A 9,128-nucleotide genomic window follows, 5' to 3' on the forward strand; every position below is an offset into this window, starting at 1 on the left:
CCTCTTGAAGTTCTATTAACTCCGGATTAGAGACAGTCGCAATAACTTGCCCTTTTTTAACATAATCCCCGATTTGCACTTGAAGGGTTTTTATAATACCTCCAATGAGGGAAGTAGCAATTGCTTTATTATTATTGGGTACTCTTAAAAATCCGTTAGCTCTCAATCCAGCTGAAAGCTCCTTTTGTTCGATTAAACCGACTTTGATCCCCACCGTTCGAATTTGCGATTGAGTAAGTGAAACAGTACTTTCTCCATCGTGTTCATCACGGGCAAGATCTAAATTTCTATCATGATCGTGACCGTCTTGCGCATCATGACCATTCGTACAGGCATAAAGAAAAATAAATGTAATAAAGATTAGACTATAGAGTATCAAATTATTTGTATTACGTTTCATGGATGTCTTATTTACTAATTAGAGAATTGATTAGGATTACGATTTCATTAATCCGCTTTATACTGTTTAAATAATTCAGCTGAACGTCAACCGTTGTTTGCAGAGCATAAAGATATTCAACGTAAGAAATTTCTCCTGTACGATAACCTAATTTCGCAGCTCGAATAATCTCAGTTGTATTTGGAAGCGCTTGTTCTTTATAATAGCGAAACTGTGCGAGATATTGGGTGTATAGATTCACGGCATTTCTGAGCTCTGTTTTTAACTGTTCTCCCTGCCACTGCGCGTTTGCCTCCAAAGATCTTTTTTTATAATCAAGGGAGCGGATTTTTGCCTTAGTGGCTCCGAACGTAAGTGGAATAGAAATACCCACATCATAATAACTAAATCTTTGGTCTCGCCCATAAAACTTTTCTACACCATTTTTACGATGCATTCCTATCAACGAGACATTGTTATATCCCAAGGTAAAACTGGGAAGTCCCTTCGCTCTTTCCACTGTTTTCGTTTGTTGGACGATTTTAGCTTCTTGGTACAACATCTGGATCTGGGGATGGCGCTCGATTTCAGAACTGTCAATAAAAGATGTCAGGGTTAACGGATTATAACTCTCTCCATACTGAACAGTAAAATCATCCCTCACCTGCAACAATGTTTTGAGATTTTGATACGCATTTAGCCTTAAAACTTCATTTTGTTGAGACATCAAGTCGATCTCTCCCTTCTTGGTTATTGCCGTGTTAAGATCCAGTTTACCAATGTCGCCCGTTCTATATCGCAATTTTGCTATCCTTATAAAATCTTCATAAATACTATCTAAATTATTTAACACAAAGGTATTGTGCTGCAAATATTGCAACTGATAAAAACAACTCCTGACCTGCATTTTTATTTCATTCTCTTTAGAAAATTTATTTATTTCCCGTTCTTTTACCTGCTCTTCGATAAGCTTTTTATTTGCCCCAAACAGCGTAGGAAATGGAATTTCCTGAGAAATTTGAATACCATCGTTATATTCGAAACCGTCGCTGTTACCGTATTGGAAATTCACGGCGGTTTTCGGCAACTCAAAGGCAGTCTGACTTTGAAAGGCTTTAATTTCTAAATTTTTCGACTGAATTTGGGAGTTATTCCGCAAAGCGATTTCGATTGCTTTATCTACATCTATAATTTGTGCGTTACCGGTTTTCATAATCCCACAGAACACAAAAAGTAACAAGATCGGTGTTATGGCTCTCAATTTGCTATTATGAGAGGATCTACCCGTTTTCATAAATACAAAATATAATAAAGGAAGCACAAAAAGGGTTAACGCAGTCGCCGAAAGTAAGCCGCCTATTACGACAGTGGCTAAAGGTTTTTGCACCTCGGCTCCTGCACTGGTACTCAATGCCATCGGTAAAAATCCCAAGCTAGCAACGGATGCTGTCATCAATACTGGTCTTAACCGTGTTTTCGTTCCGTCGATAATTCGTTGCACGATATCATTACAACCTTGTTTCTCCAATTTATTAAATGTTGCGATTAATACAATTCCGTTTAAAACTGCCACGCCAAATAACGCTATAAATCCAACGCCTGCGGATATACTAAAAGGCATATCTCGTATTAACAGCGCGAAAACACCCCCAATGGCACTCATCGGAATCGCGGTAAACACTAAAAATGCTTCTTTAAATGAATGAAATGTAAAGTAAAGAAGAGTAAAAATTAAAAGCAATGCCACAGGTACAGCGATCAACAGCCGGCCGACTGCTTTTTCCAGATTTTCAAATTGGCCTCCATAAGTAAAATAGTAACCCGTAGGTAGATCAACTTTTTCTGTCAATTTACCTTGTATTTCCGTCACTACACTCGCCACATCCCTTCCCTGTACATTAAAACCTACGAATATTCTGCGTTTCCCTCCCTCCCTACTTATCTGCGCCGGACCAAGTCGATAATCAACATTAGCTATCTGCGAAAGAGGAATTTGATCTCCATTAGAAAGTGGAATCAAAAGGTTACTCACATCTTCAATGGAGCTTCTATAAGCGTCATCAAGCCTAACTACTAAATCAAATTTACGTTCATCTTCGTAGACTACTCCTGCTACTTTACCCGCGAACGCTGTGCTGACAATATCATTCACCATTTCTACATTTAAACCATAATTAGCAACTCGGGTACGGTCGTATTGAATATTTATTTGTGGTAGACCTGCGACTCGTTCTACTTGTGCAGCAGATACACCATCTACTGATTGTATGACTTTCTTCACCTCGTTTGCGTAAACGAGTAGAGAATCCAGATTTTCACCAAATATCTTTACAGCTACATCTTGTCTGATACCGGTCATAAGCTCATTGAAGCGCATCTGGATTGGCTGATTGGCTTCAAAAAATACACCTGGAATAACCTCCAATCTTTTCATCATTTCGTGTGAAAGTTCATCATAAGTTCTCTTGGTTTTCCACTCCTTTTGAGGTTTCAGAATTACCATAATATCTGTCGCTTCGGGTGGCATTGGATCTGTTGGCACTTCCGCCGCCCCAGTCTTACCGACAACCATTTTAACTTCATCAAACTCCTTGATAATTTCGGACGCCTGCATCGAAGTTTCTAGACTCTGGCTCAGAGAAGTACCTTGTGGTAATATGCAATGAAAAGCAAAATCGCCTTCCCTTAGTTTTGGAAGAAACTCTCCTCCCATTTTTGAAAAAAGAAAAATCGATAGAAGAAAAAATCCTACGGACAAGGTGATAACGGTAAATTTTATGCTCATCGCTTTTTCCAGTAACCTCTGATAGGCCTTTTGAAGATATTCCATCATTTTATCTGAAAAATTTTGCTTTACGACCGGCCTTTTGGATAAGCACAAAGCACTCATCATAGGAATATAGGTAAACGAAAGGATTAAAGCACCTACAATCGCAAAACTTACTGTTTGCGCCATCGGAGTAAACAGTTTTCCTTCAATTCCCACTAGCGTCAATATCGGAATATAGACAATAAGAATAATAATCTCCCCGAATGCAGCACTCGTGCGAATTTGTCTTGCGGACTGATAAACTTCTTCATCCATTTGGTTTTGCGTTAACCTAGATGTTGATTTGCGAATACCTAAATGATGCAAAGTTGCCTCAACGACTATCAAAGATCCATCGACTATCAGTCCAAAATCAATGGCACCCAAACTCATCAAATTAGCACTAACGTCAAACAGCCGCATCATTCCTAATGCAAAGAGCATCGCTAACGGTATAGCGGAAGCAACAATAAGTCCTGCTCTAAAATTTCCAAGAAAAAGAATCAATACGAAAATTACGATCAAAGCACCTTCAATCAGATTTTTTTGAACTGTATTAATCGCTCGTTTTATCAAGTCAGTTCGATCCAAAAACGGTTCTATTACAACATCTTTGGGTAAAGATTGTTGAATAACAGGAATCTTCTCTTTGATATTTTTAACAACAGCAGCGCTATTTTCCCCTTTGAGCATCATCACGATTCCGCCGACAGCATCGACTTTACCATTGTAGCTCATCGCTCCATAGCGTGTAGCGTGCCCAAAGCGAACATTAGACACATCCTTGATAAATATCGGAATACCCCCTTCATTTTTCACAACGATATTCCCCACGTCCTCCAAAGAGTTGACTAGTCCGACCCCACGAATAAAGTAGGCATTCGGTTTTTTGTCTATATACGCGCCTCCAGTATTCTGGTTATTAGACTCTAATGCAGTGAAAACATCCGCGATACTGATATTCATCGCCCTGAGCTTATCTGGATCAATAGACACTTCATACTGTTTAAGAAGCCCACCAAAACTATTGACTTCTGCAACCCCTTTTGTACCGTAGAGTTGACGTGCAACAATCCAATCCTGCATTGTCCGCAGGTCCATTGCAGAATATTTAGATTCACTATTCGTCTTTGGGTGAAGAATATATTGATACACCTCCCCAAGTCCAGTACTTACTGGAGCCATCTCGGGTTTACCGACTCCTTCCGGGATTTGCTCTTCCGCCTCTTTTAACTTTTCACCGACTAACTGTCTTGCAAAATAGATATCCACTTTATCATCAAAGACAACTGTGACGACGGAGAGACCAAATCTAGATATACTTCTTATTTCTTCTACGTTGGGGAGGTTGACGATACTCTGTTCAACCGGAAACGTAACTAATTGTTCAACCTCTTGCCCTGCTAATGTAGGTGTAACTGTAATTATTTGAACCTGATTATTCGTGATATCTGGTTGGGCATCGATTGGAATTTTTGTTGCGCTCCATATACCCCAAATAATGAGTAATAGAGTCATCAATCCAACTATAAATTTATTTTTTATAGAGAACTTTATAATATTATTTAACACTTTGAATTACAATTAATGAAAAATTAATAATGATAAAACGCGACGACTAGAAAATCGGATAAGACACGGCACACCCGTGGCTCAGTTCAATGTCAAACACATCAAACTCTAGTCAACAAAACATTAAAAATCAAGCATTAATTTTTGGCGGTTGCCAAATATCTCCCACGTATCGGGGGACAAACTGGGAGACGTACTGTGGATTTGGTTTCGTGAGTTCTGTTATTTTGATTTCCGAAAAATTGAAAACATCCCAATAAAAAACTCCACCTAAAACTGTTCCACAACAGCTACACAAACAGAAGGGACTACACGAATCGGCTAATCCGGGATGATCATGATCCTTTCCGTGTGCTAATTCTTTAGAATGATTATCTAGGAATGAAGCTTCCTGCCCATAGGTATCTACGCACGGCATTAGAAATAATGCCTGCAAATAAATGACCAATATGGCTAAAAAAACTCTCATCTTCTCTGGTAAAGTTAACAAAAAAAAAATGCAATGGTATTGCATTTTTCAGTCGTCAACTGATCCCCTATCAATAAGTTGCGTTACCACATCATCGATCAATGGCCGGCAAATAATCGATCAGTAACTAATTAAATGAAAAATCCAGATGCTTATCTTCCAAAAAAAGGCAAACTCTTGGAGTTTGCCCTAATTATTTATCAATTGAAGAATTAGTTTAATTCAAATTTGTAACCGACACCCTTGACCGTCGCAACATAACTATCACCTATCTTTTCGCGTAACTTACGAATATGAACATCAATTGTGCGGTTCGTTACCACAACAGAATCTTCCCAGATCGCTTTCAATATTTGTTCTCTGGTAAATACTTTGTTCGGCTTGGAGGCTAACAGATATAACAATTCAAATTCTTTCTTAGCAAGTGTTATACGCGCATCGTCACGATAAACTAAAAACGAATCTCTGTCAATTACAAGATCGAGTACTTCTAGTTTATCACCGGTAGGAATCTCTGATTCAGTGCTGTTTCTACGCAGTATAGCATTGATTCGACTCATCAAGGCTCTAGGTTTGATTGGCTTTGCGATATAATCGTCCGCCCCAACATTAAATCCAGCAATTTCAGAATATTCTTCGCTTCTAGCAGTTAGAAACACCATGAACGTTTGTTTAAACTCAGGCATTGAACGCATCAACCGACATGCTTCAATTCCGTCCATTTCCGGCATCATAACATCCAAAATGATTAAATCTGGATTGACTTGTTTTGCAATTTCAATTCCTTCTCGCCCATTATGCGCTTGATAAACTTGATAACCTTCCTTAGTTAAATTGTATGATATCAATTCAACTATATCGTGTTCATCGTCTACCACTAGTATTTTCTGATTCAAGCTCATTGTAGTTTTTTTGCTAAATTATGTACTAAATGGTAAGATAAAGTTAAACTAATGTTATTATATTGTTAACTACTTAACAATATTTTAATTAAAAGTTTTTGCAAGAAATGCCTCAAGCTCTCTGCCTCGAAGGTTTTTGGCAAGAATTCTACCTTTTGGATCCAACAAATACGACGTAGGGATTGCCTTTATTTTATAATCAATAATAAGGTCAGAACTCCATGCTTGTAGATCTGAGACCTGCGTCCATACTAGATGATCATCTTTAATCGCACGCAGCCAGCTTCCAGGATTGTTGTCGAGGGATACGCCAAGCACGGTGAAACCTTTATCTTTATATGCTTGATACTGCTTTACAATATTAGGGTTTTCTTGTCTGCACGGAACACACCAAGAGGCCCAAAAATCAACAAGTACATATTGTCCACGAAAATCAGTAAGTTTTACCGGTTTATTATCCGGCGTAAACGATGTTATCTCGGGGGCTATTTGTCCGACAGCAAGACGTTCCAACTTTTTTGCCTCTTGTTTAAATTGTGTCACGTACCTGTTATCCGAGAATTTATTTTTTATATTATGAGCATAAGCTATTATTTCTTGCTCAGCAATTTCCGGATCAAGCGTACTGATCGCATAAAATCCCGCCAAATTATCTTGCTTACTAGCGAAATCGACCGCCTGTTTAGTATAGATAGACAGCTTCTGCTTAAATTCTGTGAGATAATCGAAACGCAAGGATTCAATTTCCTCCGCCGATTTATCTACTGTTGCTTTTGCAAATGCGGACTGTAACGAATCTTGGACAAAATCTTTTCGTCGTTTATAAGGAGCAAAATCTTTCAGAGCTAGGGTGAGTGGAGATCCTTCGACTTGATAATCATCTGGCTCTTGCATATCTGCAACAAACCGCAACGGTTCACCTGGAGAAAGAATAACTGGGTACTTGTTGTTACCTACCACGATGGAAAGAAGCCGAGGCTGAGTAGCTTCTCTCTCAAATTTAAATTTGTTAGCGTCACCGAGATATACTGAATCCAGTTTTCGGTCCCCCTCGAAAAATGATAACACCTTTATATTCCCTGGATTCTCAATATGCCCAGATACTTCAATAACATCTTTCTGGCTACAGGAGCTAAAAACAAGCAAACCTGCTATCCCAAATAAACTAACGTTTTTAAACATTCCTTTTTCTCCTTATTTCAAAAATTCCTTTGCACGACTTATTGCTTGTGAAAGTCCGTTGCTGTTTTTCCCTCCAGCCGTTGCAAAAAACGGCTGACCTCCCCCACCACCTTGGATATCTTTAGCCAAATCTTTGACAATCAATCCAGCGTTCCAGCCGCGCTTTTTCGCAAGCGCATCTGAAATCGCTACTGTTAAACTAGGCTTTCCATCGAAATCTGCACCTAGAACTAAAAATAAATTATCGACCTCGCCTTTTAACGCATGCGCTAGCATCTTCACTGCGTCAGCGTTCGGCAAATCAACGGTCGTTGCTAAGAAATTAACGTCGTCAATAAGCTCTATCTTGGCCTTTAGGTCGGTGCTCATCGCTAACGAACGTTCTTTTATATTGTTTTCTATTTCCTTTTTCAATTCCGCATTTTCGTCAATAAATTTAGTTACCGTCAATACAAAATCCTTTGGATTATTCAACAGCTCGCGCATCTTTGACACCAAATCAAATTGCTCTTTAATAAGAGCAAAAGCAGCGGTGCCAGTGATAGCTTCAATACGACGCACGCCCGCTGCAACAGCTGACTCGGAGATAATTTTAAAATATCCTATTTGACCGGTGGAAGACACATGCGTCCCTCCACATAATTCTTTAGAGAAAGCGTCTTCAAAGGTAATTACACGTACATAGTCCCCATATTTTTCGCCAAAAAGCGCCGTTACACCAGAATCAATTGCTTTTTGATAAGGTACCATACGCTCTTCTTTTAGAAAAATATTTTCTCGTATCTTTTGATTCACAACATCTTCGATATTTGAAATTTCCTCCGCAGTAATCTTTGCAAAGTGAGAAACATCGAAACGTAAAACAGAGGCATTAACAAGCGATCCTTTTTGATTGACATGATCCCCCAAAACCTGTTTTAAGGCAGCATGAAGTAAATGTGTTGCCGAGTGATTATTTTCTATATCAATACGCCGCAGTTTATCAACGACTGCTTGAAAATCCCCTTGCAAAACCGGCGGAAGTTCATTTACAAAATGAACAATAAGACCGTTTTCTTTCTTTGTATCAGTAATATAAATTTTCTCATTACTATCCGAAATTAAGAACCCGGTGTCGCCGACTTGCCCCCCCCCTTCTGCGTAAAAAGGCGTTAATGAAAGTATTAATTGATATTGATCTTTCCCTTTACTAGAAACTTTCCGGTAGCGTAATATTTGAGTAGTGGCTTCCAAATAATCGTATCCAACGAATTCTGTTTCATCCTGCTCAGAAACGATCACCCAGTCGCCGGTATCAATAGCCGTAGCAGCTCGTGACCGCTCTTTTTGTTGCTGAAGAGCTTGGTAAAAAGCTTCCATATCTACCTGTATTCCTTTTTCTCGCGAAAGCAATTCGGTTAAATCGATCGGAAATCCATAAGTATCGAATAACTCAAACGCAAAATCTCCGTCTATTTTGTCGCGACTCGAAGCAAAAGCTTCAAAACGTTGAATACCGGTAGTCAACGTACGAAGAAAGGATACTTCTTCCTCTAATACAACTTTCTGCACAAAGTCCTGCTGTTGCTGCAATTCATCAAATACACCCGAAAATTGTTCAGCGAGTAAAGGAACTAATTCATTTATAAACGGAGTTTTAAATCCTAAAAATGTATATCCATAACGCACTGCGCGTCGTAAAATACGTCGTATTACATAACCTGCTTTGTTATTTGAAGGTAGTTGACCATCGGCAATAGCAAAACTTACCGCTCGAATATGGTCCGATAACACGCGCATTGCGACATCAGTTTTTTCGTCAGCCCCATATTCAAT

General features: G+C 39.0%; 5 protein-coding genes and 1 pseudogene. All 6 read right to left on the reverse strand.

Going from position 1 to position 9,128, the window contains the following annotated elements:
* Window positions 1-400: pseudogene (locus tag HP439_RS15765) on the reverse strand (biotin/lipoyl-binding protein); the annotation flags it as partial.
* A 7-nt stretch (window positions 401-407) separates the two neighbouring features.
* Window positions 408-4,760 carry a CusA/CzcA family heavy metal efflux RND transporter gene (locus HP439_RS15770; RefSeq protein ID WP_172391298.1) on the reverse strand — a complete coding sequence of 1,451 codons (4,353 nt, stop codon included), beginning with the start codon at window positions 4,758-4,760 and terminating at the stop codon, window positions 408-410.
* A gap of 130 nt (window positions 4,761-4,890) precedes the next feature.
* A complete protein-coding gene (locus HP439_RS15775; protein WP_216657878.1) occupies window positions 4,891-5,229 on the reverse strand; it encodes a DUF6660 family protein in 339 nt (112 codons plus the stop codon).
* Between the two features lie 212 nt (window positions 5,230-5,441).
* The gene (locus HP439_RS15780; protein WP_172391300.1) at window positions 5,442-6,131 is read right to left on the reverse strand and encodes a response regulator transcription factor; all 690 of its coding nucleotides are present in this window, start codon (window positions 6,129-6,131) and stop codon (window positions 5,442-5,444) included.
* An 84-nt stretch (window positions 6,132-6,215) separates the two neighbouring features.
* Window positions 6,216-7,313: a TlpA disulfide reductase family protein gene (locus HP439_RS15785; RefSeq protein ID WP_172391301.1), complete on the reverse strand. Its 1,098-nt coding sequence runs from the start codon at window positions 7,311-7,313 to the stop codon at window positions 6,216-6,218.
* Window positions 7,314-7,325: 12 nt separating this feature from the next.
* Window positions 7,326-9,128: alanine--tRNA ligase (alaS, locus tag HP439_RS15790; RefSeq protein ID WP_172391302.1), on the reverse strand; the 1,803-nt coding region annotated here is incomplete at its 5' end.

Source organism: Sphingobacterium shayense (assembly GCF_013179575.1).
Lineage (GTDB): Bacteria > Bacteroidota > Bacteroidia > Sphingobacteriales > Sphingobacteriaceae > Sphingobacterium > Sphingobacterium shayense.

Bases quoted from the DNA above. Each gene is read 5' to 3' on its own strand.
- HP439_RS15775 (WP_216657878.1), bottom strand. From the start codon at position 5,229: ATGAGAGTTTTTTTAGCCATATTGGTCATTTATTTGCAGGCATTATTT.
- HP439_RS15785 (WP_172391301.1), bottom strand. From the start codon at position 7,313: ATGTTTAAAAACGTTAGTTTATTTGGGATAGCAGGTTTGCTTGTTTTT.
- HP439_RS15780 (WP_172391300.1), bottom strand. From the start codon at position 6,131: ATGAGCTTGAATCAGAAAATACTAGTGGTAGACGATGAACACGATATA.